At 60.4% G+C, this 25,331-nt stretch carries 21 protein-coding genes and 1 riboswitch; of the genes, 4 read left to right on the forward strand and 17 right to left on the reverse strand.

What is annotated here, in order from left to right; genetic code table 11:
• Positions 1-2 precede the first annotated feature (2 nt).
• The 4 genes from RA21_RS15580 to RA21_RS15595 all read right to left on the reverse strand — a co-directional run bounded on the left by RA21_RS15580 (position 3) and on the right by RA21_RS15595 (position 4,886).
• Positions 3-632, reverse strand: coding sequence for a DUF3726 domain-containing protein (locus RA21_RS15580; RefSeq protein WP_039150526.1), 630 nt, complete (start codon positions 630-632; stop codon positions 3-5).
• Positions 629-2,317 carry a hypothetical protein gene (locus tag RA21_RS15585; RefSeq protein ID WP_039150529.1) on the reverse strand — a complete coding sequence of 563 codons (1,689 nt, stop codon included), beginning with the start codon at positions 2,315-2,317 and terminating at the stop codon, positions 629-631. The genes RA21_RS15580 and RA21_RS15585 overlap by 4 nt, the downstream gene beginning before the upstream one ends.
• Before the next feature lie 3 nt (positions 2,318-2,320).
• Complete coding sequence (locus RA21_RS15590) at positions 2,321-3,304, reverse strand: membrane dipeptidase (protein WP_019297871.1); 984 nt, start codon at positions 3,302-3,304, stop codon at positions 2,321-2,323.
• A gap of 136 nt (positions 3,305-3,440) precedes the next feature.
• The gene (locus RA21_RS15595; RefSeq protein WP_029204986.1) at positions 3,441-4,886 is read right to left on the reverse strand and encodes an aldehyde dehydrogenase family protein; all 1,446 of its coding nucleotides are present in this window, start codon (positions 4,884-4,886) and stop codon (positions 3,441-3,443) included.
• A 104-nt stretch (positions 4,887-4,990) separates the two neighbouring features.
• Here RA21_RS15595 and RA21_RS15600 point away from each other — a divergent pair, with 104 nt between their 5' ends.
• The gene (locus RA21_RS15600; protein ID WP_019297873.1) at positions 4,991-5,875 is read left to right on the forward strand and encodes a LysR family transcriptional regulator; all 885 of its coding nucleotides are present in this window, start codon (positions 4,991-4,993) and stop codon (positions 5,873-5,875) included.
• 38 nt (positions 5,876-5,913) lie between these two features.
• On the opposite strand, the gene RA21_RS15605 is transcribed toward RA21_RS15600, so the two are convergent.
• The 11 genes from RA21_RS15605 to RA21_RS15655 form a co-directional block, all read right to left on the reverse strand.
• The gene (locus RA21_RS15605) at positions 5,914-6,675 is read right to left on the reverse strand and encodes an ABC transporter ATP-binding protein (protein ID WP_039150532.1); all 762 of its coding nucleotides are present in this window, start codon (positions 6,673-6,675) and stop codon (positions 5,914-5,916) included.
• On the reverse strand, positions 6,672-7,721 hold the full coding sequence (locus tag RA21_RS15610; protein WP_019297875.1) for a FecCD family ABC transporter permease: 1,050 nt from the start codon (positions 7,719-7,721) through the stop codon (positions 6,672-6,674). Before RA21_RS15610 ends, RA21_RS15605 begins: the two co-directional genes overlap by 4 nt.
• Positions 7,718-8,728 carry an ABC transporter substrate-binding protein gene (locus tag RA21_RS15615; protein ID WP_019297876.1) on the reverse strand — a complete coding sequence of 337 codons (1,011 nt, stop codon included), beginning with the start codon at positions 8,726-8,728 and terminating at the stop codon, positions 7,718-7,720. The genes RA21_RS15610 and RA21_RS15615 overlap by 4 nt, the downstream gene beginning before the upstream one ends.
• A 139-nt stretch (positions 8,729-8,867) precedes the next feature.
• Positions 8,868-9,060: riboswitch (cobalamin riboswitch) on the reverse strand.
• A 138-nt stretch (positions 9,061-9,198) separates the two neighbouring features.
• The gene (locus RA21_RS15620) at positions 9,199-10,812 is read right to left on the reverse strand and encodes a chemotaxis protein CheW (protein ID WP_039150535.1); all 1,614 of its coding nucleotides are present in this window, start codon (positions 10,810-10,812) and stop codon (positions 9,199-9,201) included.
• A complete protein-coding gene (locus tag RA21_RS15625; RefSeq protein ID WP_039150538.1) occupies positions 10,809-11,300 on the reverse strand; it encodes a chemotaxis protein CheD in 492 nt (163 codons plus the stop codon). The genes RA21_RS15620 and RA21_RS15625 overlap by 4 nt, the downstream gene beginning before the upstream one ends.
• Positions 11,291-12,145, reverse strand: coding sequence for a CheR family methyltransferase (locus tag RA21_RS15630; RefSeq protein ID WP_052257677.1), 855 nt, complete (start codon positions 12,143-12,145; stop codon positions 11,291-11,293). The genes RA21_RS15625 and RA21_RS15630 overlap by 10 nt, the downstream gene beginning before the upstream one ends.
• 27 nt (positions 12,146-12,172) lie before the next feature.
• Positions 12,173-14,071 (reverse strand): methyl-accepting chemotaxis protein, encoded by a 1,899-nt coding sequence (locus tag RA21_RS15635; protein ID WP_039150540.1) that lies wholly within the window; start codon positions 14,069-14,071, stop codon positions 12,173-12,175.
• A gap of 195 nt (positions 14,072-14,266) precedes the next feature.
• Positions 14,267-16,282, reverse strand: a complete 2,016-nt coding sequence (locus RA21_RS15640; RefSeq protein WP_039150542.1) for a putative 2-aminoethylphosphonate ABC transporter permease subunit — start codon at positions 16,280-16,282, stop codon at positions 14,267-14,269.
• 4 nt (positions 16,283-16,286) lie between these two features.
• Positions 16,287-17,393, reverse strand: a complete 1,107-nt coding sequence (locus tag RA21_RS15645) for a putative 2-aminoethylphosphonate ABC transporter ATP-binding protein (RefSeq protein WP_019297882.1) — start codon at positions 17,391-17,393, stop codon at positions 16,287-16,289.
• 137 nt (positions 17,394-17,530) lie between these two features.
• Positions 17,531-18,550 carry a putative 2-aminoethylphosphonate ABC transporter substrate-binding protein gene (locus RA21_RS15650; RefSeq protein WP_039150545.1) on the reverse strand — a complete coding sequence of 340 codons (1,020 nt, stop codon included), beginning with the start codon at positions 18,548-18,550 and terminating at the stop codon, positions 17,531-17,533.
• Between the two features lie 739 nt (positions 18,551-19,289).
• Positions 19,290-20,861 carry an SGNH/GDSL hydrolase family protein gene (locus tag RA21_RS15655; RefSeq protein ID WP_039150708.1) on the reverse strand — a complete coding sequence of 524 codons (1,572 nt, stop codon included), beginning with the start codon at positions 20,859-20,861 and terminating at the stop codon, positions 19,290-19,292.
• A gap of 326 nt (positions 20,862-21,187) precedes the next feature.
• Between RA21_RS15655 and RA21_RS15660 the strand changes: the two genes are divergently transcribed.
• The 3 genes from RA21_RS15660 to RA21_RS15670 are packed head-to-tail and all read left to right on the forward strand — an operon-like array spanning position 21,188 to position 24,529.
• Positions 21,188-22,519, forward strand: coding sequence for an HlyD family secretion protein (locus RA21_RS15660; RefSeq protein WP_052257678.1), 1,332 nt, complete (start codon positions 21,188-21,190; stop codon positions 22,517-22,519).
• A 4-nt stretch (positions 22,520-22,523) separates the two neighbouring features.
• Positions 22,524-23,297, forward strand: coding sequence for an ABC transporter ATP-binding protein (locus RA21_RS15665; protein WP_193748078.1), 774 nt, complete (start codon positions 22,524-22,526; stop codon positions 23,295-23,297).
• Complete coding sequence (locus RA21_RS15670; RefSeq protein WP_039150554.1) at positions 23,294-24,529, forward strand: ABC transporter permease; 1,236 nt, start codon at positions 23,294-23,296, stop codon at positions 24,527-24,529. Before RA21_RS15665 ends, RA21_RS15670 begins: the two co-directional genes overlap by 4 nt.
• 76 nt (positions 24,530-24,605) lie before the next feature.
• On the opposite strand, the gene RA21_RS15675 is transcribed toward RA21_RS15670, so the two are convergent.
• Together RA21_RS15675 and RA21_RS22690 are read right to left on the reverse strand one after the other, a co-directional pair.
• The gene (locus RA21_RS15675) at positions 24,606-24,857 is read right to left on the reverse strand and encodes a hypothetical protein (protein WP_019297888.1); all 252 of its coding nucleotides are present in this window, start codon (positions 24,855-24,857) and stop codon (positions 24,606-24,608) included.
• Between the two features lie 70 nt (positions 24,858-24,927).
• Positions 24,928-25,182 (reverse strand): hypothetical protein, encoded by a 255-nt coding sequence (locus tag RA21_RS22690; protein ID WP_152610569.1) that lies wholly within the window; start codon positions 25,180-25,182, stop codon positions 24,928-24,930.
• Positions 25,183-25,331 lie beyond the last annotated feature (149 nt).

The raw sequence follows: 25,331 nt of genomic DNA on the forward strand, positions 1-25,331 counted from the left end.
CTTCAGTCGTTGTCCGACAGCCCGGCGCCGGCGCCAAGACGGCGCGACTCCTCGGTGGCCGGAGCGTAGGTTTTATGGGCATAGCGGTTCAGGACGGCCCAGGCCGCCTCCTCCGGTTCGGCCCGGGTTCGGGTCGGATATGGGTTTGACAGGCTGCCGGCCGCTCGGATGGTCAGCCGGGCTGCCGTTTCCGGCAGGACACCTTCGCATTGCAGCGCGGCGCCATCAGTGACGGCCTGAAAGCCATCGCTTACGATCGTGACACAGGTGCCAAGCTGGCGTGCAGTCAAAGCGGCAAAGGGCAGGATCATTGCGGGCTGGGAGAGCAGCCCGATGGCGAGCGGTGCAGATTTCAGCTGTGCGGCACAATCCGAGAGCGTCGCACCGGTGCCCAGCGGGCAGAGCGGCACTGCCGCCTTCCACTCCGCTTGCAGGTCTTGCGGCACATGGGCGGACAGATCCGCGGCGTATCCTGCCTCCAGCAGACTAGCCAGCACAGCGGCACCATCCAAACCTTGCGCGCAGAGCCAGCGGGTAGCTTTGGCTGCTTCCTCGGCCAGCCCCCAGTCGTAGCCTGCGCCGCGGGTGGCGCGTTTGGCGGTGGCTTCGACTTCGTTCAGCGCATAGCTCATTGGTTTGCCTCCGGATAAACCCACAGGTCGGCGTTGGCGGTGGTCAGGTCCTCCGGGTAAGGCGCGCCTGAATACATGCAGATCCTCACCCAGCGGTCGGAGCGCGGGTCAAAATGGGTGGCGCCAAAAAATGAAAGTTTCGCCCGCAGCATGTCGATCGGCAGCACCCGGTCGCTGATGGTGTTGCTGCGGATCTCGCCATAAGGCGCCACTTGGCTCATCTGCGCCCGGCGCACCGTGTGGCGGTGTTCCGGGTGGCGCAGCAGGAAGGCTGCAACAGGTTCACTCGCGTCCCAATCTGCCAGCACCGCATGGGCCGCAGCGGCGTCGCGGGCCGGGGCCAGCGGCTGCTCGTACTCGGCAATCGGCTCGTCAAAGCGTTCGCCCATGCGCGGCTCCAGCTTCTCCTCCGAGACATACCAGGCGCGGGCGCAGTTTTCGCGCGCAGACCAATCCAGATTCAGCGCCCAGCCAAAGCTGTCCTTCAGCAGCTCCCGCACCTGCGCAACCGGCATGGCGCCATCGATGATGAAAGCATCCTTGTTGGCGTCGGCCATGCAGTCGGACAGCCCGTCCACCAGCTCGGCATAGGGTTCCAGGATCAGCGAAGCCGCCAGTTCCTGCCCTTCCAGGCCTAACGCGGTTTCGCTCCAGCGGATCAGCCGGTCCCAGGGGTGGTCGTTGAGCAGATCATCTGCGGCGGCCCATGCGGCCAGCGCCTCAAGGTCCTTGTGCAGGCTGGCAAGCTTTTCGATCTGCACCGGGTGTTCGGAGCGCCAGCGCGCTGCCGACAGCTCACTCCGCCGCAGCATGCGACGGAAGCAGGCGGCTTCCTCAGCGGTGGCGGTCTCGACCGAGCGCACGCGGGCAATCGCCTCTTCCCGTGCCATGATCCAATTGTTGAACAGCACCGGGTGGTTGACGATGTAAGGCGCCATGCCCAGGCCGGTGGAATTGCCGATACCCAGCCGTCGCGCGGTTTCGGGTGCCAGCCGTACCGCGTTTTCGCCACCCTTGGCTCGCGCCATATGCTCCACCAAATCGCGCACAAAGACGCGGGTCAGATAGACCGACAGCATCTCCGCCTGGAACGGCGCGTTAAGCTCAGAGCGATCCGCGATGGCCTCGCGGTCGGCGGCGCCCAGCTTACCGGAGCCGTAGACGGCGGTGGTGCGCATCAGGTAGCCGACCGCGTCCACCTGCGCGGGGTCCGGCTGGCGGCCCTGCGACAGCGCATCAACGAAATGCGCCCAGAGGCGCACCGAGCGGTTCGCGCGGGAGACCGACAGGGACTTCTCGTTAACCCGGCCGGCCTCCTGATACGGGACGTTTTTGGACAGGCGTTCAATATCCGCTTCCGTGGGCACCCCATCGAACAGGGTGAAGGTTGCATCCCATGCGGTGGCGATCACCCGGTCCGAGCGCATCTCCGGCGGCAAGTCATGGGCAAAGGCAATCAGGGAATAGGTCCGCGCAGGGCCGGTAGCGGTATAAACCGCCACGCCGACCCCCTTGGCATCGATATCGAACTTGGGGCGCGCAAAGCTCCAGTTTTCCCGGGCCATGCGGCGTGTCAGCACCCGCATGAAGCTGAGGCGGCACTGGTGCAATGAGCCAAGCCGGCTGAGGCGCATGACCTGCGCCGGGTCCCGTCGTGATATCGTTGTCTGCGCGGTTGTTTCCATGACCTATCCCTTTGGGCCAAAGTTTTCGGCAAAGAACCGGTACCAGTTCCCGCCCATGATGCCGCTGACCTCGTCATCGTTCATGCCCGTCGCGCGAAGGCCTTCTTCGATGTTTCCAAAGTCGCGGTTGTCCTTGAACCAGCTTGGCATTTCCGGGAAGCCCGGCGCGGCGGCTGATCCTTCGCCGTAGTCGATCTCTTTCGTCCAGCGGCCGACCCGCATCCATTCAACGATGCTGTCGGGCTGGTCCTGGCAAAGATCGGTGCCGATCCCGAGATGCTCCACCCCATATTTCTCGGCGGTGCGTGCGATCATCTCGCAGAAGCTTTGCAAGGTGCAGTTAGATTTATCTTTCAGATGGTGCGGATAGACCGAGAAGCCCAGCATGCCGCCGTGGCCGGTCACCGCGCGGATCACGTCGTCCTTCTTGTTGCGCAGCGCGGGCGACCACTCGTGCGGGTTGGCATGAGTTATGGCGATGGGGCGGGTAGAAATCTCCGCCGCTTCGATGGTGGAGCGGTCGGCGGAGTGGCTCATGTCCACGACCAGGCCGACCCGGTTCATCTCCTTGATCACCTGCTTGCCCATGCGGGTGATCCCCATGTCCTCAGCCTCGTAACAGCCGGTCGCCAGCAGCGACTGGTTATTGTAGGTGAGCTGCATGAAGCGGGCTCCGAGCGTGTGCAGGATCTCGACCAAGCCGATGTCATCCTCCATCGGCGAGGGGTTCTGGAAGCCGAAGAACACCGCGGTGCGGCCGGTTTCGCGGGCCTTGTCAATGTCAGAGGCCCACTGCCCCTTCATGATCAGATCCGGGTACTGCTCGAACCAACGGTTCCATTTCTCGAAGTTCAGGACCGTCTCGCGGAAGGTCTCGTGATAGGCAATGGTGACATGGATCGCGTCCACGCCGCCCTCGCGCAGCTGGCGGAAGATTTTCCCGGACCAGTTGGCATATTGCAGGCAGTCGATACGGTATCCGGTCATTCAAGCACCTCGGTTATCAAAGTCGCGCACCCGGCCCTAGGCGGCGGGCAGGATGCGCCCGCCACAGGGGAAACAAGGAGGGCGGGCGCTTCCGCAAACTGGCAGGCCGGTCTTCGGCGCGGCCAGGATTTCAGTCTCAGACCGGCTTGCCGGCGCTGATGTAGGCGGTCTTAACGGTGGTGTAGAATTCCGCCGCCGCCTTGCCCTGCTCGCGCGGGCCATAAGAGCTGTCGCCACGGCCGCCGAAGGGCACGTGATAGTCGGTGCCTGCGGTCGGCAGGTTGACGGTCACCACACCGGTGCGCGCGTTGCGGCGGAAATGGGTGGCGCGGGCCAGCGACTGGGTGACGATGCCGGAGGTCAGGCCGAAATTGGTATCGTTCACCACCGACAGCGCCTCGTCATAGCTGCCGACCTTGATAACGCTGGTCAGCGGCGCGAACATTTCCTCGCGGTTGATGCGCATGTCGTTGGTGGTGTTCAGGAACACGCCCGGCGACATGTAGAAACCCTCGTGCGGCATCTCCAGGCGCTGGCCGCCGCATGCCAGCTCCGCACCTTCGGATTTGCCAAGGTCGGCATAGGCCAGGTTCTCGTTCAGCTGCTGCTCGCTGACCACCGGGCCCATCTGCACGCCCGCTTCCAGCGCGTGGCCCACTTTCATCGCCTGCGCACCCGCCACCAGTTTTTCAACAAAGGCGTCGTGCACGGCTGCGTGGACCACGAGCCGGGAGGAAGCGGTGCATTTCTGGCCGGTGCCACCAAAGGCGCCGCCCAGCGCCAGGGTGACGGCTAGGTCCAGGTCGGCGTCGTCCATCACGGCCAGCGCGTTTTTGGAGCCCATCTCCATCTGCACCTTGGTCAGGTTCTGGATCGCGGCAGCAGCGATGCCCTTGCCCACCGGCACCGAGCCGGTGAAGGAAATGGCGTTCACCTTGGGGCTTTCGACCAGACGCTGGCCGATCGAACGGCCGGAGCCCATCACCAGCGAGAACAGGCCCTTGGGGATGTCCTGACGCTCGATGATCTCGGTCAGGGCCACGGCGGACGCCGGGGTGATGTTCGCGGGTTTCCACACCACTGCGTTGCCGTAGCAGAGCGCCGGCGCGATTTTCCAAGACGCGGTTGCGGTCGGGAAGTTCCAGGGGGAGATGATTGCCACCACGCCCACGGCCTCGCGGCGCACGTCCACTTCGATGTCGGGGCGAACTGAGTCGGCGTTTTCACCGATCTGGCGCAGGCATTCGGCGGCGTAATAGGTGAAGAACTGGCCGGCGCGGTAAACCTCGCCCTTGCCCTCGGCCAGCGGCTTGCCTTCTTCGCGGCTCAGCAGCGTGCCCAGTTCCTCGGCGCGGGCCATCAGCTCATTGCCGATGTTCATCAGTACCGCCTGCTTGCGCTCCAGGCCGTAAGCGGCCCATTCGGCTTGGGCGATCTGCGCCTGATCCAGGGTCGCTTCCAGCTGATCGGAGCTGGCCTGGGCAAACATGCCGACCAGATCGCTCAGATCCGAAGGGTTGCGGTTTTCGATTTCGCTTTCGCCCGCCAGCCATTCGCCGGCAATCAGGTTCAGTTTGGTCACGGAGAAGCCCCAGATGCTGAATTTCAGGTTTGCAGCAGGATGGACTCCACCAACAGCATCAGTCAAACTCAATAAACTGTAAAGAACTTCAGGATTTTTGAAGCATGGCATTGAAAATCGAAATGCTGCGCGCCTTCTGCACTGTGGCCCAGACCGGCAACTTGTCCGAGGCCGCCAACCGGCTGGGCCGGACCCAATCCGCCGTTTCAATGACGCTGAAGCAGATGGAGGAGCATCTGGGCAAACGGCTGTTCGAGGGCGAGCGCAAAAACCAGCTATCGCCTTTGGGCGCGCAGGTTTTTGAACTGGCCCAGCAGCAGGTCCGGCGTTTCGACCAAACCGTGCAAAGCATCGAATTGGCGGCAGAAGCAGCCCACGGCCTGTTGCAGATCGTGTCGGTTCCATCGGTTGCGGCACTGGTTTTCCCGGCAGTGCTGGAGCACATGACGGCACGGCATCCGGGCCTCAAGGTGGAACTGCGCGACACCGACACCCAGGAGGTGCTGGATGCACTGGCGGAGGGAAAGGCCGATATCGGCATCGCCTCCGGCTATCATCCGCTGAATGGCGTCAGGGCCGTGCCTCTGTTCGAGGACCGCTTTGGCTTGGTCTGTTCCACCGATCATCCGCTGTACCAGCAGGAGGCTGCCCCTACCATTGCTGATGTGATCGGTGCATCCTTTGTCCGCAACGCCCTATGCAGCCTGATCCGTAACGAGCGCTTCGTTGAGGCCAGCAGTAATGCCGACGTGACGATCCACAACACCCATTCGCTGATCACCATGGTCCGGACCGGAAAATGGGTCACGGTTCTGCCACAGACAGTTGCCCGGTTCATGCCGGAGGCCACTGCCTTCCGCCCGATTGCCGACCTTCCCGACAAGCGGGAGGTTTACCTGTACCAGCGCGAACGGTCCCGCTTTTCCGCACTGACAGAGGAGTGCTGCGCCTTCATTCAGTCCTGCGACCTTTCCGGCGAGCTAAGCTGAAACATCCGGCATGGCTGGGCGCCAGTCCCCCTGATGTCTCAGGTCAATTGGAAGGACAGAAAGGGACCCGCGCCTTCGGCATCCTGGACCCAGCGTGCTTGGATGCCGAAAATCTCAGATACGGTTTCCGGAGCCAATGCCTGGCTGGGTGCGCCGCAGGCCACCAGGCGCCCGTGTGACAGCACCGCCACACGGTCGCAAGTCAGGGCCTGGTTCAGGTCATGCAGGGCCACCACGGTTGTCACCTGCAGGTTCCGGATGCAGTTCAGGATGGACAGCTGGTGGTGGATGTCCAGATGGTTTGTCGGCTCATCCAGCAGCAGAAGCCCCGGCCGTTGCGCAAGGGCGCGGGCAATGTGCAGCCGTTGCCGTTCGCCGCCGGACAAAGTGGCCCATTCGCGGCGCGCGAAGCCCTCCATTTCCACCGTATGCAGCGCCTTGTCCACCAGCTGGGTGTCGTCGCTGCTCCAGGGTTTCAGCGCCGACAGCCAGGGGGTGCGGCCCAGCTCGACGACGGACTGTGCGGTGATGCGCTCAGCCGTGTCGGCCTGCTGTTCGACAATGGCGATCCGCTGGGCGATCTCCCGGCGGGTCAGCCGGGCCAGCGGTTGGTCCTCCAGCAGCACTTCGCCATGCGAGGGTTTGGCCAGGCCCGACAGCAGCCGCATCAGGGTTGATTTGCCGGAGCCGTTCGGGCCCACCAGCGCCAGCGTCTCACCCGGCTGCACCGCCAGCGAGACGTCCTGCAGCAGAGTTTTGCCGCGCACTGAGAAAGACAGGTTGCGGGCTTCGATCCTCATCTCGCAGTCCTTTGCCCGCGCACCAGAATCACCGCAAAGGACGGCGCCCCGATCAGGGCGGTGACCACCCCGATGGGAAGCACCTGGCCGGGGATGATGATGCGGGAGACGATATCGGCGGCGATCAGGAACACGGCGCCAGTCAGCGCCGCTGCTGGCATCAGCCTGCGGTGGCCGGGGCCTACCAGGAACCGTGCCGCATGCGGGATCACCAGGCCGACAAAGCCGATGGAGCCGACGATCGACACCATCACCGCGGTCATCAGCGCGGTGGCGAAGATCAGAACCACCTGCACCCGCCGGACCGGGATGCCAAGCGAAGCGGCGGAATCGCTGCCAAAGGTGAAGGCGTCCAGAGCACGGGCATGAAAGCGGCAGATCATCCAGCCCGCCAGCGCCAGCGGCACCGCCAGCCACACATCCGGCCAGCGCACGCCGCTGAGGTTGCCCATCAGCCAGAACATGATGCCGCGGGCCTGATCCGCATTGGCGGACTTGGCGATAATGAAAGCGGTCAGCGCATTGAATAGCTGCGAGCCGGCAATGCCCGCCAGCACGATCTGCGCAGCTGCGGCGCGGTTGCCCCCTGCCCCGGCGGCCCGCGCCAGAATGGCGACAAAGCCAAACGCCAGCAGTGCGCCGTTAAAGGCACCAAAGGACAGTGACAGGGCGCCGCCGCCAAGACCTGCAATGGTGACCGCCACCGCCCCGGTCGAGGCACCGGCCGATATGCCCAGAATGTAAGGGTCCGCCAGCGCGTTGCGCAGCAAGGCCTGCAGCACTACACCCGCAACCGCCAGCGCCGCCCCGCAGGCTGCAGCCACCAGCGCCCGCGGCAGCCGGTAGCTCCAGATGATGCCCTGATCCACCGGGTCCACCGGCAGGCCCGCCCCGGCCAGCTTGTTGGCCAAAACGGACAAGACAAGGTCAGGCGCAAGCGAGGTTTCCCCGATCATTGCGCCTGCCAGAACCGCCGCGGCCAGCACCGGCAGGGCAAGGCAAGCGCCCCGGATGCCCTGCCAGGCCAGTACGGCGGCTGCACTCATGCGCCGTTGCCGATCGCGCTGAGTTCTTCCGCCAGGTCTTCCAGCGCCGGGATGGCACGGATAGTGGCATCCATCGCCTGGGCGTCCATCACCACGATGCGGTTGTTTTTAACCGCATCCATCTGGCTGGCGACCGGGTCATTGCGCAGGAACTCCAGCTTCTTCTCGTAGTCATCAGCGGCAAAGCGGCGGCGGTCCATACGGGCAATCACGATCACCGTCGGGTTGGCTTTCGCGATGGTCTCCCAGCCGACGGTCGGCCATTCCTCGTCGGTCTCAATGACGTTTTTCAGGCCCAGCTGCTGCATCATGTAGCCCGGTGCGCCCTTCTGGCCGGCCACGAACGGGTCGCTTTCCATCTCGGGCGAGGAGAACCAGAACACAGCGGAGGCGTCGTCCAGCGCAACCTCTTGCGCCTTGGCCACAGCCGCGGCCTCACGAGCCTTGTAGTCGGCGACCAGCTCAGCGCCTTTTTCTGCCTCGCCGAAGATCGCCGCCAATTCCTCAATGCCCTGATAGAGGCTGTCGGTGGTGAACATCTCGGTCCGGGTGCCGTCGCCGCCGGTGGTGTTGTCCTTGCCGACGCAGTCCGCGGGCATCACATAGGTCGGGATACCAAGATCATGAAACTGCTCGCGCTTGGCGACGATGCCTTCGGGGCCGATATGCCACTCATACTGGGCAGCCACCAGGCCCGGGCGCTTGGCCACAACGCTTTCAAAGCTTGGGTCATTGTCGGCCAGGCGCTCAACCTTGTCGTTCAGTGCGGCGTACTCGGGCAGAACATCGTTGAACCAGACCGAGGTGCCCAGCACCTTGCCACCCAGACCCAGCGCATAAAGTACCTCTGTTGCGGCTTGGCCAACGGTCACGGAGGACGCAACCGGTGCCTCGAAAGTGACGGTTTCACCGCAGTTTTGAATAGTCAGCGGAAAGTTTTCGCTGGCTGCTGCGGCCTGAGCTGCCGCAACGAAGGAAAGGCCCATGAGGCCGGAACGCAGAAACATGATCTTCGATCTCCATGTGTCAATGACCGGAGAACGGGTGAAGGGCATTGACCAGCAAGGCGGAGGGTTTCCCCTTCTTGCGGCGCCAGGAACGGGCGACGCATCTAGCCGGCAACCTCCCCGGACAACCCCGTCCGGTGTGTTTCGGTTTTCACCGGCAGGTCTCCTGACTGGCGGGTCACTGTCTGTCCCGTCTTCCCGGACCCTTCAGGCCCAGTGACACGATGGGACAGCACTCGCCGCCTACAGTTGCGGGGGCAGTTCCGTTTGGCGCCAGGCGGCACCGCGGATTCCCTCTTAGCCCTTACGGGACCGGTAAAGCGCGGGTAGCGCATCACTTCTCTTGCGGCAAGAAAAACTTCGTCGGTCAGCAGAATTCTTCGGGTCTAGTCATGCAACTCCACGCACCGTGCAGGCATCGACCCAGGACCCGCGGCAGTTAATTGCAGAATCCGAAGGCGCAGAGCGCTCTAGGCCGCCTTGAAGCAACGGTCCACCAATGCGTTCGTATCCAGGATCAAAATCGACTCGAACCTGCCGTCTGGCGTTTTGTGCTGCAGGCACCCGGATACATCCTCAGCAATGCTCTTGGAGGTATTCTGCTGGTCCAAGGGCTTCAGTTCAGCCACGCGGTTCTCCGTCGTGATGATTATTTCATCGACGGTGTCCACGAGGATTCCAAACTTCTGCGCGTCATGCTTGAAAATCAGCACTTTCTGATCGCGGCCGGACCCGGGCGGCAGCCCATACAGCACCCGTGGATTGAACAGGGTGATAAGCTCTCCCCGCAAATTCAGGATGCCTTCGACGAAGCTCAGTGAAAACGGCGGTTCGAGCAGGTCAATTGGGCGGTTGATCACCTCGCTGACTTCGGAGGTGTCGAGCGCGAACCGTTTTTCGAAAGTGAACTTGATAAATGTGCGCCTTGCCGCGCGGGCCTCCAGTTCAGCGGCCTCTTCTTCCGTTTTCTCGGGTGGAAAAATCTCCTGGCAGGCTTTGGCCGCAGCCACAAAACTTGGCTCCTGCAATAGCTTTGCCGGATCAAGCATCATGACAATCTGGTTGTTCTTATCCAGCAGACACCCGTTCACAAGATCACCGCGCGGCAGGGCCAGCTTGGCAAAGGGCAAAACTTCATCCTCGAAATAGGGCAGGATGCTGTCGATGGAAAAGACCATGAGCCCGACCGGCCCTTCTGCGGTGTCGATGATCAGCATTCTGCGCTCCTTGGGGATCGTGGCCCCAAGCACAAATTTTGCACTATCTCCCATGAATCCGCGGAAATCTATGACGGGCAGGATAACGCCGCGCAGATTTGCAGTGCCGATCACATTGCCGCCCACCAGCAGCGACTGTTCCAGCTTGGGAACGGATCTGACCTCCTTTACAAACCGCAGGTCGATGGCGCAGGTCGTGTGGCCGGTTTGAAATGAAACGCAGGCGAGCTTTTTGCCTCTGCTGAGTTTGACCGTTTCCTGTCCGGGGCCGTTGTCAGCCCGCGGCAGTTTTTCCAGGTTCAGCAGTTCGTGCGGGTCTAGGACCTGAACCAGCCTTTCGCCGTCATTGAATTTCAAAACCCCGTCGATAACAACATCCTTGATGCCGTCGCCATTGGGGCGAAAATCGACCCGCGCCACGCCTTTTCCGTTCAGGACTTCACCCGTTCTGTCGAAAAGAAGGCCAATGCAGTGTTCGCCATGTTCGACAATTGCAACCTTGCGCGATAGCGCGCGCTCAATAGCCGGAAACTCAAGCAGGCTGCGCAAATCAATCACCGGAACAATCATGCCCCTGAGGTTGAAAAGCCCCAGCATGTAGGACGGCGCAAGCGGCACAGGTGAAATCTCATCCGGTTCATTCACGATCTCCTGGAGCGCCGAGACGGAGATTGCAAACTCGCTGTCGTCGATCAGGAATGAACCGTATTTGTCCGGCTTCCCCCGTTTTGCCCGCACATTGTGCGGCTGGGCCGGTTCTTTCTGAGGAACACTGCTGTCCCCAACTCCAACCGCTGGGCAGCCTGCCAGATCGCTAGCCGAAGATTGCGCGCCAAGGATCAGCGGGTTTGAAGTCTCCGGTTTCATGATTGTCCCCCCAGGCGCGGAATCGCTTTGACTGTGAATTCGCCGCTGCTGCAATCGATGGTCACCTGCCGCCCCTGCATGCCGCCGACATCCTCGTGAATGTTGCGGACGCCGGCGTCCCGAAGCGACCGGTAGGCAGAGCGGGCGTTGATGCTGCCGACAAGACGCGCAGGATCCGTATCTTCCGGCATCGTCATGTTGGCACCGCCAACGACAATCGCCTGGAGTTTGCGCAGCTCCTTGCCCGACACCTCCATCAGGGACTGCAGCGATCTAACAGCCTGGTCCACATGCCTGCCGCATATTGCATCAGAGCTGTCCGGGGACTTGGCAAGCAGGCAATGTGCCAGCCCATAAATCCCCTTGGCCGGGTACAGCAGCCCCAGGCCGATGCAGGAGCCGAGGATCGCATTCAGCGACTGCCCGGCCCGGCCGGTTTTCACCTGGCCGATCTGCACGTGGATTTTCTGGATGTCATTTACGCACATGGGCTGCCTACCCTGGCGGAGGGCCGGTAGATGATCGGCGCCACTTGTTCAAAGCCGGTACGGAGATTGTTCAGCGTCTCGCTTTCTCCAATGAACAGGACGCCATCCGGCTTGATCAAGTCCCGCACATTCTGAAGGATCTTTTCCTGGTCTTCGCCAGTGAAATAGATCAGCACGTTGCGCAGGAACACCACGTCAAACGGACTGGTGCCGCCAAGCCTTTCCAGCAGGTTATGCAGCTTGAACTTCAGGCGGGCCCGGATCTGCGGCACAGCTTTGTAGCCTTCTGCATCGCTGCCCTTCATGTGGCTGGCAAACAGTGCAGGCTGGTCCCGGCGGAAGCGGGCAATCGCGCGGCCATTGTAAACACCGGTTTGCGCCACTTCCAAGACCCGGGAGGACACATCGGTGCCCAGCACGGAATAGTCGAAGCCCGGTTTCTGCAGCCGCTGCTGCTCCAGAATTGTGCCGATGGTATGAGCCTCCTCCCCCGTCGATGCCGCAGCCGACCAGGCCCGCATCCTGAGGTTCTCCCCCCGTGCCTGAAACTCCGGCAGGAAGACGTCCTGGAAATAATCCCAGACCCGCGGCGTGCGGTAAAAGTAAGTCTCGTTGGTGGTCACCCGGTTTGTCAGTTCCTGCATCTCCGCAGGATCGGCGGCGAGCCGGGAGATATAAGATGCGAAGCTCGGTTCTTCGACTTCGCGCAGCCGCCGCCGCAGGCGGCTGACCAGCATTGTCTTGCGGGTCTCGCCGATGGTTATTCCGGTACTCCTGTGAACGATGGTGCGGAGTTTTGCAAAGTCTCCATCGCTCATGGTGATGTCGGTGTCAGGTTTTCTCATGCCCTGTCCTTTCGCCGGTGCACTCAATCAGCAGCCGAGCCGGCCGACTTCTGTTTTCAGCTCCTGTGCTCCGGCGTTCAGCTCCTCTGTTGCAGCTGCGATGGAATCCGAGGCGATGACGGCCTCTTCGGACGCGTCCACAATGCTTTGGATAGCTTCGGAGACGTCCCGCGCTGCAGTCTGTTGCTCATTGGCGGCCACGGATATCTGGGCGATGGAATCCGTGGTGTCAGAGATTCCGGTCAGGATCTTGGTGAAGGCGGCACCGGCCTCCCGAGAGACCTCGCTGCCCTGGGTCACCCGTTTCACCGTTTCATTGATCAGCTTGCTGATTTCCTTGGCGGATTGCGACGACCGCTCTGCCAGCTTGCGCACCTCGTCAGCTACCACCGAGAACCCCAGGCCGTGTTCGCCCGCCCGCGCGGCCTCGATTGCGGCATTGAAGGCCAGCAGGTTAGTCTGCCCGGCGATTTCGCTGATCGTCTTGACGATTTCGCTGATTTCCTCGGAGGACGCGTTGATCAGATCCATGGCTTCGATCGACCGTTCAATCGCCTTTGCCCCCAGATCGGCTTCTTCCTTGGTTTTCTGGGCGATCTCGTCGGAGTGACTGCTGTTCTGCGCAATCGAGTCGATCGAGGCGCTCAATTCCTCAACGGAGGCGCTGATTTCCTCTGTGGTGCAGCCCAGTGTCTGGGCGCCGCCGGCGACCGTGTGGGCCTGATCAGAAATTTCCTTGGACTGTTCGGCAAACCGGGTCGCTATCCGGGTCACCTCCTGCGCGACCTGTTTTTCGGCTGTGATGTTGGTGGCGAATTTCACCACCTTGAAAGGTTTGCCATCGGCATTGAACACCGGGTTGTAGGAGGCGTTGATCCAAACCTCCTTGCCGCCCTTGCCAAAGCGTTTGTATTCGCCTGCCGAAAACTCGCCGGAGGCCAGATCCGCCCAGAACTTCTGGTATTCAGGGGAGCTTGTGTACTCCGGATCGCAGAACATCCGGTGGTGCTGGCCGCGGATTTCGTCGAGCGAATAGCCCACGGTTGCCAGGAAGTTCTGGTTGGCGGTCAGGATCGTGCCGTCCAGTTCAAACTCGATCATGGCCTGCGCCCGGCTGATGGCATCCATCTTGCCGTCCTGCTCTGCGGTGCGAAGCTTTTCTTCGGTGACATTGGTGGCAAATTTCACCACTTTGACCGGCTTGCCTTCGGCGTTGAAGATCGGATTGTAGGAAGCATTGATCCAGATTTCTTTGCCGCCTTTGCCAAAGCGCTTGTATTCTCCAGCCGAAAACTCGCCGGACGCGAGATCTGACCAGAATGTCTGGTACTCTGCCGAACTGGCGTAGGCGGGATCACAGAACATCCGGTGATGCTGGCCGCGGATTTCATCGAGCGAGTAGCCCACGGTAGCCAGGAAATTCTCGTTGGCGGTCAGGATCGTGCCATCCAGCTTGAATTCGATGACCGCCTGAGCCCGGCTGATGGCAGCGATCTTGCCGTCCTGCTCAGCCGTGCGAAGCTTCTCGTCGGTGACATTGGTGGCAAATTTGACAACTTTGTAAGGCTTTCCGTCAGCATCGAAGACAGGGTTGTATGAGGCGTTGATCCATACCTCAGCACCGTTCTTGCCAAAGCGCTTGTACTCACCGGACGAAAATTCGCCCATCGCAAGCTGCAGCCAGAAATCCCGGTATTCATCGGATGCCGCATAGGCGGGGTCGCAGAACATGCGATGGTGCTTGCCCTGAATCTCCTCCAGCGTGTAACCAACCGCTGCCAAGAAATTTTCGTTCGCCGTTAGGATCGTGCCATCCAACTCAAATTCGATAACGGCCTGGACACGGTTGATGGCGTCCACGACGCCCTGAAGGTCCTCTCTGGCCTGATCAACCTCTGGCGCTGCTGCCGTTTCGTTCGCACCCATAGTTTCGCCTCACTCATAAAAACGTTTCCAGGCCAAATTGGGGAACAGCTATTAACAACACGATACCAATACACCTTAGGGCTGCATTTAACTCCCGCTTTATCTCTAAAATACAACTCATGGAATTAACTGAAGGTCGGCGCAGCGCCTTCTGGCTGCACCGGCCCCCATTGGGCTTCCTGGCGAAAACAGCGGTCAGCGGCTGCGCCAGGCCTGGGTCTTTCTCAGGATTCCCCGTGATGCCAGCAGGTGGATGATCCGCGCCAGCGCGTTGGTGTAGAAGATCATCATCCCCATGGCCGCTGCCGGGGCGATGTCGCCTGCGTCATCCATGTTCAGCACCGCAATCGAGGCCAGCGTGGTCTTGGGTGAGTAGAGAAACACCACCGCCGACACCGTCGTCATCGCGTTGACAAACAGGTAGATCGAGATGTCCAGCACCGCAGGCAGGCAGACCGGCACCGTGACGCGGGCAAACAGCTTCATCGTGGGCTGCTTGAGCGAGGCGGCAACGGATTCAAACTCCCGGTCCATCTGCTTGAGAGCGGTAACCGCCGTCAGATGCGACACCGTATAGAAGTGGGTGACGGTGCAGACGACCAGGATCGCCATAGTGCCGTAGATCGCATTGAGCGGATTGGACGGGTTGTTGAAAAAGAAGATGTAGGCCAGCCCCAGAACCATCCCTGGAATGGCCATCGGCAGCATCGCAAACATCTGGAAGATGGCGCGCCCGGTGCGGAAGCCCTTGGATTTTTCCACCAAATAGGCACCAAAGAACACCACCGCGGTACCGGCCACAGCTGTCATCAGCGCCAGCTTGATGGAGTTCACATAAGAGCCCCAGCCGCCGCCGTCCATCTTATCGAACTGGTAGTTGTTCAGGCTGAAGCTGAGATCGTAGGGCCAGAACTTGATCAGCGCGGCAAACTGGCAGACCGCCAGCAGGCCGGCGATGAACAGGCCGATGAGCGAGCAATAGGCAAAGAAGATCCGGTCCATCTTCTTGTTCGGCTGCGGCTCATACGGGACCGAGCGCGCCGACAGCAGCGCCACCTGCTTGGACTGCACCATGCGGTCGATGGCAAAGGCAAGGATTGCCGGGATCACCAGCACCACGGAGACCACCGCGCCCATTTCAAAGTTCTGCTGGCCGATCACCTGCTTATAAATGTCCACCGCCAGCACGTTGAACTGGCCGCCGATCACCTTGGGCAGGCCAAAGTCGGTGATCACCAGATTGAAGACCACAAAGGCTGCCGAAATCAGGCCATAGCGCGCGCCGGGCACAGTGACCGTCCAGAAGGTGCGCCAAGGGGTGGAGCGGAGGCTGGCGGCGGCCTCGTAAAGGCGGGCGTCCGAAATGGCCAGCGCAGTCGAGATGATGATGAAGGCATGCGGGAAGGTGAAGAAAACCGAGCCGATCACAATGCCTATGGGGCCGTAAATACTGGCGCCGAATAAGAGTTCCTTGATCATGCCCTGATTGCCGAAAAGGTAGACCAGCGCGATACCCGGAAGCAGCGACGGTACCAGGATCGGCGCCATGGCAATGAGGCGGAACAAACCCTTGTACTTCATGCAGCTGCGGTTCAGCGCGTAGGCGAACCAGAAGGCAAGCGAAACGGTGACAACCGTGCTGAGCACCGCAATCCACAGAGAATTCTTGATCGAGTTGAACAGCGCAGGCGTCGAGAAGTAGGAGACGAAGTTGTCTATGCCTTGTGCCTTCACCGGCCGCAGCTGCACCCGGCGGAAGGTGTTGGAGTCGAGCGTGACCCACTCAGTGCCGGTTTGCAGGTTGGAACCGATCAGGAAACGGCCGGTATCAGAGGTATTGCGGATCTGGTACATCACCGGGCTGCGGAAGCTGAAGTCCGGGAAGAAACCGGTGACCGGCAGCCGCCCGTCGGCGCCCGTGGAAAGATCTTCATCGGCAAAGGTGGCGGTGCGGGCGTTCAGGTCTGCACCGGTCAGGACGCTGCCATCGAACTGGCCCGCCTCATCGCTGACCTGGAATTCGTATTGCGACAGCTCCACCCGATAGGTGGAGAAAGATTTCGACAACATCGCATAAAGCGGGAAGACCAGCGACACGACAAGGTAAAGCGCGATGATGATCATGCTGCCACGCATGATGATATCGTCGCGGCTGAGCTTGCCCTTGATCACCGGGCCTGCCGGCATGACGGATTGCGTGGTATCAGTCATCTGCTCACGCCCCCTGCCCGTCTTGCGCAAATGCCATCAGGCGGTTGTCGGGCAGTTCGATTTCCATCTGGCAGCCGGCCTCCAGATCCAGACGCCGCACGGCATTGATGGAGAAATCGGCAATCAGTTCCTTGCCGCCGAAGCGTTCATTGGTCAGGCGGCAGCGCCAAAAGGAGCCGAGGAATTCCATTTCCGCCAGTTGAACGTCGATACAGTTTCGGTTGCCGCTGCTCTCCAGATACCCGGCCTCATGTGGAATAACATCCTCGGGCCGGATGGCGGCAATGACCGGGGTGCCGTCGGCAAATTCATGCGGCAGGCAGGCAAAAGTCTTTTCCCCCACCGCCAGACGCCCCCCTTTGGCAACCGAGGAACTGATCTGGTTCATCTCGCCGATAAAGTCGGCAACGAACAGATTGGCCGGTTCCCGGTAGATTTCAGTGGGAGAGCCGACCTGCTCGATCACCCCGTGGTTCATCACCACGATGCGGTCGGCCATGGCCAGCGCCTCTTCCTGGTCATGGGTCACCATGATGGTGGTCACACCCAGCTTGCGCTGCAGTTCCTTGATCTCGTGGCGCAGGTGGACGCGCACTTTGGCATCCAGCGCCGACAGCGGTTCATCCAGCAGCAGCAGGCCTGGATTAGTTGCGATGGCGCGTGCCAAGGCGATCCTCTGCTGCTGGCCGCCGGACAGCTGGGCCGGGTACTTGCGGCCCTGGTCCGGTAGGCCGACCAGTTCCAGCAGTTCAGCGACGCGCGCATTGACTTCCTGGTTGCTGCGGCCTGCGTTTTCCAAGCCGAAGGCAATGTTCTTCTCAATGGTGAGGTTCGGAAACAGCGCATAGGACTGGAACACGATACCGAAATCCCGCTCAGACGGCGGCAGGTTGGACACGTCCTGATTGCCCTGGGTCACGGTGCCCTTAGATTGCAGATCCAGACCCGCAATTGCGCGCAGCAGGGTGGTCTTGCCGCAGCCGGAGGGACCGAGGAAGCAGATGAATTCACCCTCCGTCACGTCCAGGGAGATGTCTTTCAGCGCGATGAAGCTGCCGAAGGCTTTCCAGAGGTCGCGGATGCTCAGGTAGGTTTCTTTTGGCGGGGTCATTTGAAGCACATCGTTGGTCCTTGCATATGCCAACGCGGCACCCTGTCTGTTGTCACCGGGCGGCATGGCTCAGGGCATGAGGCAGTGAAGTTCAGGAAGGCAGAGGGGCGGAAGGCCAACCCTCCGCCCCTGCAGGCTTATTTCGCTTCCGACTTGCCGTCGTAGCGGGCCTGCCATTCCTTGAGGATCGCAGCGCGGTTGTTGGCCGCGAACTCGAAATCATTGTCGATCATCGCGTCCAGCAGCCCTTCCGGGAAATGCTCAACCGGCTTGGCGACGCCCGGGTAAGCGACAACCGCATAGCCGGTGTTGTACATTTCGTTGGCTTCCTTGGTGACCGTGAAATCGACCAGTGTCTGCGCCGCTTCCAGATTTGCGGTGCCTGCCACAATCGCAGTTGCCTCCATGTCCCAGCCGACGCCCTCGGAGGGAACAATGATCTCCAGCGGTGCGCCTGCGGCCTTGGACTTGGCACCACGGAAGGCGAAGGAAATGCCGATCGGGATCTCGCCAGCCGCCGCCAGCTTGCAGGGTTTGGAACCGGAATGGGTATAGCGCGCAATGTTTTCATGCAGCGCATCCATGAACTTCCAGCCCTCTTCCTCACCGAACATCTGCAGCCAGCTGGACACATCCAGGAAGCCGGTGCCGGAGGAATTGGGGTTCGGCATGATAACATGGCCGGCATACTGCGGATCGGTCAGATCCTTCCAGGACGACGGCGGCGTCAGGCCAAGTTTCTCAGCCTCAACCGTGTTGTAGCAGACAGACGCCACCCAGGCGTCCATGCCGACCCAACTGGGCGGGTTGTCGCCATCAACGAACTTCGAATCCAGCTGATCGACTCCGGTAGGCGCATAGGCTTCCAGCATCCCTTCCGACTTCAGAAGCAGCAGAGAAGTTGCGGCCAGCCCCCAGACCACATCCGCCTGGGGATTGTCGCGCTCGGCCAGCAGTTTGGCCGTGATGATCCCGGTGGAGTCCCGCACCCAGTTGATCTTGATGTCCGGATGGCTCTGGTTGAAGGTTTCTGCGTACCGCGCGAGATCTTCAGCCTCGACTGCGGTGTAGACGGTCAGCTCCGTTTCGGCAATTGACGCGCTCGCTGCCGCTATGGTGAAGGCAAGTGCGGTAATAAATGACGCTTTCTGTTTCATGGACTTCCTCTGTTGGCTTGTTCTTGTTCGTTATCGCCCTCTAACGGGGCTGTTGGTCTTACCTTTTCCTGTGACTGGCAGTTTGACAGGTTTTACCATCAATAAAAATTGGTAATACCCATCACATCATAACCAGAACCTATACATCTAACTGTTGCTTCCAACCTCATCAGGCTCAGTCAAGAGTCCGGATGTCATAACTGGTGCCGATCATCGCCAGTCAGTTTCCAAGCCCTTTTGACCTTCAGCCTGAATCATTGCACAACAGTCCAATTTGTGGGGTTTTGTGTGTTTCAGCAACCCCAAGAGGAAAATTGTTGCATAACCTCAATTGTGTCAACAGAATCCAACACGGCACTGCAGGACCCTGAATGGCTCAACGCTTTCGCCGGGACTGGCTAGGGAGTTCCAAGAGTCCAACAACAGCCCCGCGCAGAACTGCCAGAGGCTACAAAGAGACTCACAGTTCGATTGCGAACACTGAGTCCACGTTGGTTCGGGAACATGTTTAACCGCCCTCTAAGATACCTGGCGGCAACTTTCTGGCTTCAGTTGCCAATGAGATGCGCCCCCGGATGAAAACGGCATCTAAAACGGGCGGCCGAGCCAGCACGAACGGCTTGGAAGTGCAGATGATGAGCGGTACTGGGTCAGCTTTTGCCCCGCATTGGCGTGCACAAGATACGAGTTGGATCTTGGGTCACAGTTTTTTGCACGGCGGGCCGAGCCCGCCCCGCACTCAGACAAGCAGTTCCTCCCCGGCGGACGGTGCGGATACAGCCCCCCAGTAATCGGCCGGACGGAACCAGTCGAAGCTGTCAAATGCCGTTGCAATGCTGCCGCGGCCGGCAATGGCGTGAATGAACTCGACCCCGAACACGGCAACTCCGAGTTCGCTCAGCACATCATCCACGTTGCCAGCTTCAAAGCTGGTGTAGCTGGTTTCATCCAGAACAAGATACAACGTGTCGGTTCCCGTCCCGCCCCGGAAGACGTCGCTTGACGGCCCGCCGCCGCCGATGAGCGCGTCTTCTGTGAAGACAAATGTGTCGTCGCCAGACCCGCCGAATACCAAGTCATTGCCGCGCCCGTCTACAATCACATCCCGCCCAGCTGCGCCGCGGAGAACATCCGAGCCGTCTCCACCGTTGATGATATCGTTCTGGCTGCCACCATTCACAGTATCGTTGCCGCTGCCGCCAAGAAGAATATCCTGGCCCTTTGCGCCATAAATCCTGTCATTGCCGCTGCCACCGATCACAACGTCGGCGCCGCCGCCGCCATTGATGGTGTCATCTCCGCCCAGCGCAAAAATGGCGTTTGCCGCCCCCCCCTTGCGCAAGACTGTGCTGCCATCATCCAAGAGGGTTGTCTTGCCGCCCCCCATGACAAATTCGGCGTAGGCGCCCCAGATCTGATGCGAAGTCTCTGCCGGGTGAATGGAGTCCCACGCAAGCACTTGGTCACTGCCGAACGTGCTCCCGTCGATCAAATAGTCGGTCCGTTCTGCGAGAATGCCAACCCCGGATGGATCCTCCTCAATTGCCTTTGAAACCGCAAACAGGTCAACGGCCCTGGCGTCGATTCCTTCGGTGCCAAGACCCGCAATGCTCTCCGTAATTCTGCTATTGAAAATATCAATCAGGAGGTCAGCGAAACTTGCATGAACCGGCGAGAGCGTATCGAACTCCGGATAGAACCCGTCCGCAGGCTGGGTGGCGAGAAACACCGTTCCGACCCCGGCTCCGCTGGCGGTGCGGGCGGCTGAGACGATCTGCGCAATCAGCCCTTCAATGACCGGCGTTGCGAGAGCAAGGAAGTCTGCTTGGGTCGCTATCTGCTGTTCCCGCACGGTTCCTAGAAGGCCGATGAAGTCATTCCCTCCAATCAGAAAGAAAGCTGCCGACTCCGCCGGAACACCTGCTGAGGCGTCCTCAGTAAAATCTGCGACTTGGGCATCGAGATCTATCAAGCCTTCGAGTAGACCGTCACCGAGTGCGGTTGCCGTCGCTACAGCATAGTTCCTAACCTCAAACCCGCCGAGGGCGGCGGCGTAACTGGCATGGGTCAGCGCGTTGGTGACGGCTCCCTCAGGGCCAACTTCGGAAAAACTGTCTATGATGGTCTGCCGGGCGGCGGCTTTGGCCTCGGCTCGCAAACGCTCCAGGTCGCTTGACGAGGGGAAACCCCCAAAGCTGGCAATCAAGTCCAGCAGGATGAACGGTTCTATGACCGACGCAAGAAGGTCCACAGCATTGCCTTCGTCAGACAGGCTGTCGCCAAAGTAATACACGCGTGAGAACGGTGTCATCATTGCCCCCTTCGGGCACCATCAGTGCAGCACCCGAGCCGCTGGATCGAAAGAAGACGCGGCGCGGCACATTCAACCCAGTGCCCTGCAGCATGTAAGCGTGCGCGCCATTGCTGAATATGGAGCCGCCCGGCGCCATGGCAAGGATTCCCGGCGTGCTGCAACCGCCCATCACACAGCAGCAGAAGAGGTTTGCAAGACCGTTTGCCGGTAACTTTGCGCCAGCGAGCAGGCGGATGGCCCTTCAGTCAGCACCCTAAACAAGCGGTATTCAGGACAAAACAGGATTACATTGAAAATTCAGCTTCAACAGGGCATGGTTAACTATGATGCTGAAGTTGTTCACAATAACTTTGGCCTTGCTGGCCGTGACCGCCTTCTTTTCGCTGCAGCCGGAGGCGCGCACGGAAATCCGCTATCAGACACATCCCGTGGAATTCGGCCCTCTGACTGAAATTGTGACAGCGACCGGAACGCTGGATGCGTTGGTTAAGGTTGATATCAGTTCGCAGGTTTCAGGCCGGATTGCCGAAGTCAGAGCCGGGTTCAACAGCCGTGTCGCCAAAGGGGATCCGCTGGCGATTATCGATCGCGAAGGGTTTCAGGCGCGTGTGGAAGAAGCCAGAGCCGCCGTTGAAATTGCACTGGCAGCTGTAGATGTGCAACGTGCAACTTCGGAACGAGCGGCAGTGGAAATCGAAGCCGCCAAGCTGGAGCAGGAGGTTTTCCGGGCCCGGATCGACCAGGCTTCTGCCGATCTGTCTGTTGCGCGCTCTCGTCTGACCCGTAAGGAGTCCTTGCGTGCAAACGGCACTGTTTCTGCCGCTGACGTAGAGGATGAGCAGGGCGCTGTCTTGCGCGCGGAAGCACTGCTTCGCGAAGCGGAGGCGCAGCTAGCGGCTGGCGGCCAGCGAGTGGAGGCCGCCAGGGCAGAACATGCCAGAGCCAAGGCTGAGCTTGCCGGTGCAAGGGCCAACGTGCCGCAGCGCCGGGCTGCCCTGCAGCTGGCACTTGTGGAATTGGAGCGCACGGCCATCCGGTCACCGATTGACGGCGTGGTCATCGACCGCAGCATTGATGAAGGGCAGACGGTTGCTGCGGCACTTGAAGCACCAAAGCTGTTCACGATTGCCGAAGAGCTGAGCCGGATGGTGGTACACGTCAGTGTGGACGAAACCGACATCGGGCGCATCCGCACCGGCCAATCTGCGGATTTTTCGGTTGATGCCTATCCCGCCAAGCGGTTTTCGGGAACCGTGAGCGAAATCCGGAAATCAGCAAAAGTATTTCAAAACATCGTCACCTACACGGTCGTGCTGAACACCGAAAACAAAGACGAACTGCTGTTTCCGGGAATGACCGCTCTGGTCGACATTGCCATTCGCGAAACCGCGCCGGTGCTGAAGGTGCCAACCAGTGTCCTGTCATACCACCCGTCGCAAGAGGGGTTGGCGGACAGTGCTGCCGGGCAGCAGGTTCTTTGGCGCTTGAGCCCTTCCGGTGAGCCCGAGGCTGTTGAGGCCGGAACAGGAGATCAGGATGCCAGCCATACCGCTGTGGTTTCCAGTCACTTGAATGAAGGGGATCTGGTCATTGGCAGTGAAATCAGCACCGCGTCCGGAAACCGGTTTGCGCAGTTTCTCCGTAACTGGCGCTGACACCATGCTGATAGAGGCTGAGAATATCTGCAGAAGCTACCAGAACGGAGACACCCGGATAGAAGCTGTCAAAAACTGCTCCTTCACCATCCGTGAAGGGGAGTTTTTGGCGATAACCGGTCCCAGCGGCTCTGGCAAATCGACGCTGATGTCCATTCTCGGCCTTTTGGAAAGACCCACCAGCGGGGCCTTTCGGGTGTCCGGGCAGAACACGGAAGGCATGGCTGCCGATACCAGGGCCGGGCTCCGGAATCGAACCTTCGGTTTTGTCTTCCAGTCCTACAACCTTTTGCCCCGGCTGACTGCGCAGGAGAACGTCGAACTGCCGATGACCTATGCCGGTGTACGGGCGGCCAAACGCCGGGAGCGGGCGCGTGACTTGCTTCAGAAAGTCGGACTGGAGAACAGGCGGGCGCATTTTCCCAATCAGTTGTCAGGCGGTGAACAGCAGAGAATTGCCATTGCCCGGGCATTGGCAAACAGCCCGCGGCTCATTCTTGCGGATGAACCGACCGGGGCGCTGGACAGTGAAAAGGGCTTGCAGATCCTTGGCCTGTTTCATGAATTAAACCAGGCAGGCAGCACCATTGCAGTAATCACGCATGATGAGGATGTCGCCTGCCACACAGGCCGTATTCTGCGGATGAAGGATGGGCGGATCAAATCGGACGAGCTGGTGCTCTCACCGCAATCCAGGGCTGACGCGCAAAAGGTGGCCCGTTTTGTTCGCCATCCCGGGCATGGCAGCGCAGATCTTCCGCCAAGGCGGCCGCAATGACGCTGCTGGAAAGCCTCCGGATTGCGCTGCGGGCGCTGCGGGCAAACCTGATGCGCAGTTTCCTGACCATGCTGGGGATCATCGTGGGGGTTACTTCAGTTGTGGCCATGGTCGCGTTCGCGGAAGGCGCCCAGCGCGAGATCGGCCGCCAGATCAAGACACTTGGTGCAAACGTCTTAATGATTGTTCCGGAACTAAACCGCGGCGGCGATGACAATGCGGACCTGTACCAGGCGGCAATACTGCGGGAGTCCGATGCCGCTGCCATCGGCACGCATATCGGCCAAGTGGCAGCAGCCGCGCCTTCCGTGCGGGCAGACCTGCAGGTGATCAACAGGGACAAGAACACCTGGGTCACAGTCAACGGCACCACCGCAGGTTACTTCACCATCCGCGAATGGCCGCTACGCCAGGGAAGAGTGTTTTCCGGACAGGAGCAACTCAACAGCGGCAAGGTTGCCCTGCTCGGTCAGGCAACCGCGGACAAGCTGTTCGGAGACAGCGACCCGGTCGGGCAGACCATCCGTATCCTGTCGGTGCCGTTCGAGGTGATCGGCATCCTTGCGGAAAAGGGCACCTCCGGCAGCGGACGCGAGCAGGATGACATCGTCTTCATCCCGATTTCCACCGCGCAGAAACGGCTGTTTGGAAGCGCCAATCAGGTTCACCGGGGGTCGGTTGACTATATTCTGGCCAAGGCTGCGTCAACACAGGCAGTTGCAGGGGCAGAACAAGAGATCACCCGGCTGCTGCGGCAGCGGCACCGGATCCGTGACGGCCGGGACAATGACTTCCGGGTCGTGGATCCGGCTGCGCTGATGGCGGCTCAGCACGCGGCCTCGCGCACAATCCGCTGGCTGCTGGCCGGGATCGCAGGTGTGTCGCTGGTGGTGGGCGGGATCAGCATTATGAACATCATGCTGGTCTCAGTGACCGAGCGCACTCGCGAGATCGGCCTGCGGGTGGCAGTCGGCGCCCGCGCCAGGGACGTCCAGTTTCAGTTCCTGATGGAGGCGGTGCTGCTGTGTTTACTGGGCGGCCTTATCGGGCTGTCAGCCGGTGCCGGACTGGCCTATGCCGCCAGCAGCATTGCCGGCTGGCCAGTGTACCTTAGCCCGCTGTCGCTGATCGGAGCGGTGGGCCTGGCGTCTGTTGTGGGGGTCATCTTCGGCTTCTTCCCGGCCCGGCGCGCCTCGCGTCTGGATCCGGTGACGGCTTTGCGAATGGAGTGAACAAAAATGGCGCCCCAACGAGGAGGGGCGCCACGCTTTGCAACTCTATCTGGCCCACTAGCCGGAAGGAGTTGAGTCAGTTGGGATCAACATCCCTTGGATGATCTTCGTCCGGCTCAAAGTATGGCCCGGCAATGTCCACATTTTTGATGCAAACCCAAGTTCTCTTTTTGTAACTGTATTTCAGGATTTCAGCATCGTTGCCTTCGCCATTGTTGCCGCAGCGGCGCTCAGCCAGTTCACGATCACTTGGCTTGCCTCCGCCAGCCAAAACTGCAGGTGCGCTGAAGCTGATTGCAAGCGCGGTAACAACAAGAAATTTCATCATAACAGCCTCCACTAGTTAACTAAAAATTCGGCAGCCTCACGCTCCATTGGAATGCGCAGGCCTTCAGACATCAATCCGGCACGTTGCCAGAGTTACCCGGATCCTGATCGCGCGGATGATCTTCAGAAGCATTGGGGCCTTTGAGGCACCTGAAGCCATCACGGGTCCGTCTAACGGCCTCGGCTCCGTTCCCGTCACCGCTGTTAGTGCATTTTGCAATTGCCAGCAGATATGGATTCTGCCCAACCTTCAAACCATTGTCGGCAATTGCTGCGGGAGCGCTAAACCCGAACACAAGCGCCGCAGCAATGAGAAGTTTCTTCATAACAGCCTCCACAAGTTAACGAACTCTTCCACTCAACCAAAATGGCGGCCGTGCCGCATCGCTCACTTGCAGGACAAAAATTCCGCGCGGCCTCCCTCATTTGAGCGATGAATTCCCGCCAGCCGGGAATGGCGGGGTTTCACCACCCG

Origin of the sequence: Leisingera sp. ANG-DT (genome assembly GCF_000813785.1) — a bacterium.
Lineage (GTDB): Bacteria > Pseudomonadota > Alphaproteobacteria > Rhodobacterales > Rhodobacteraceae > Leisingera.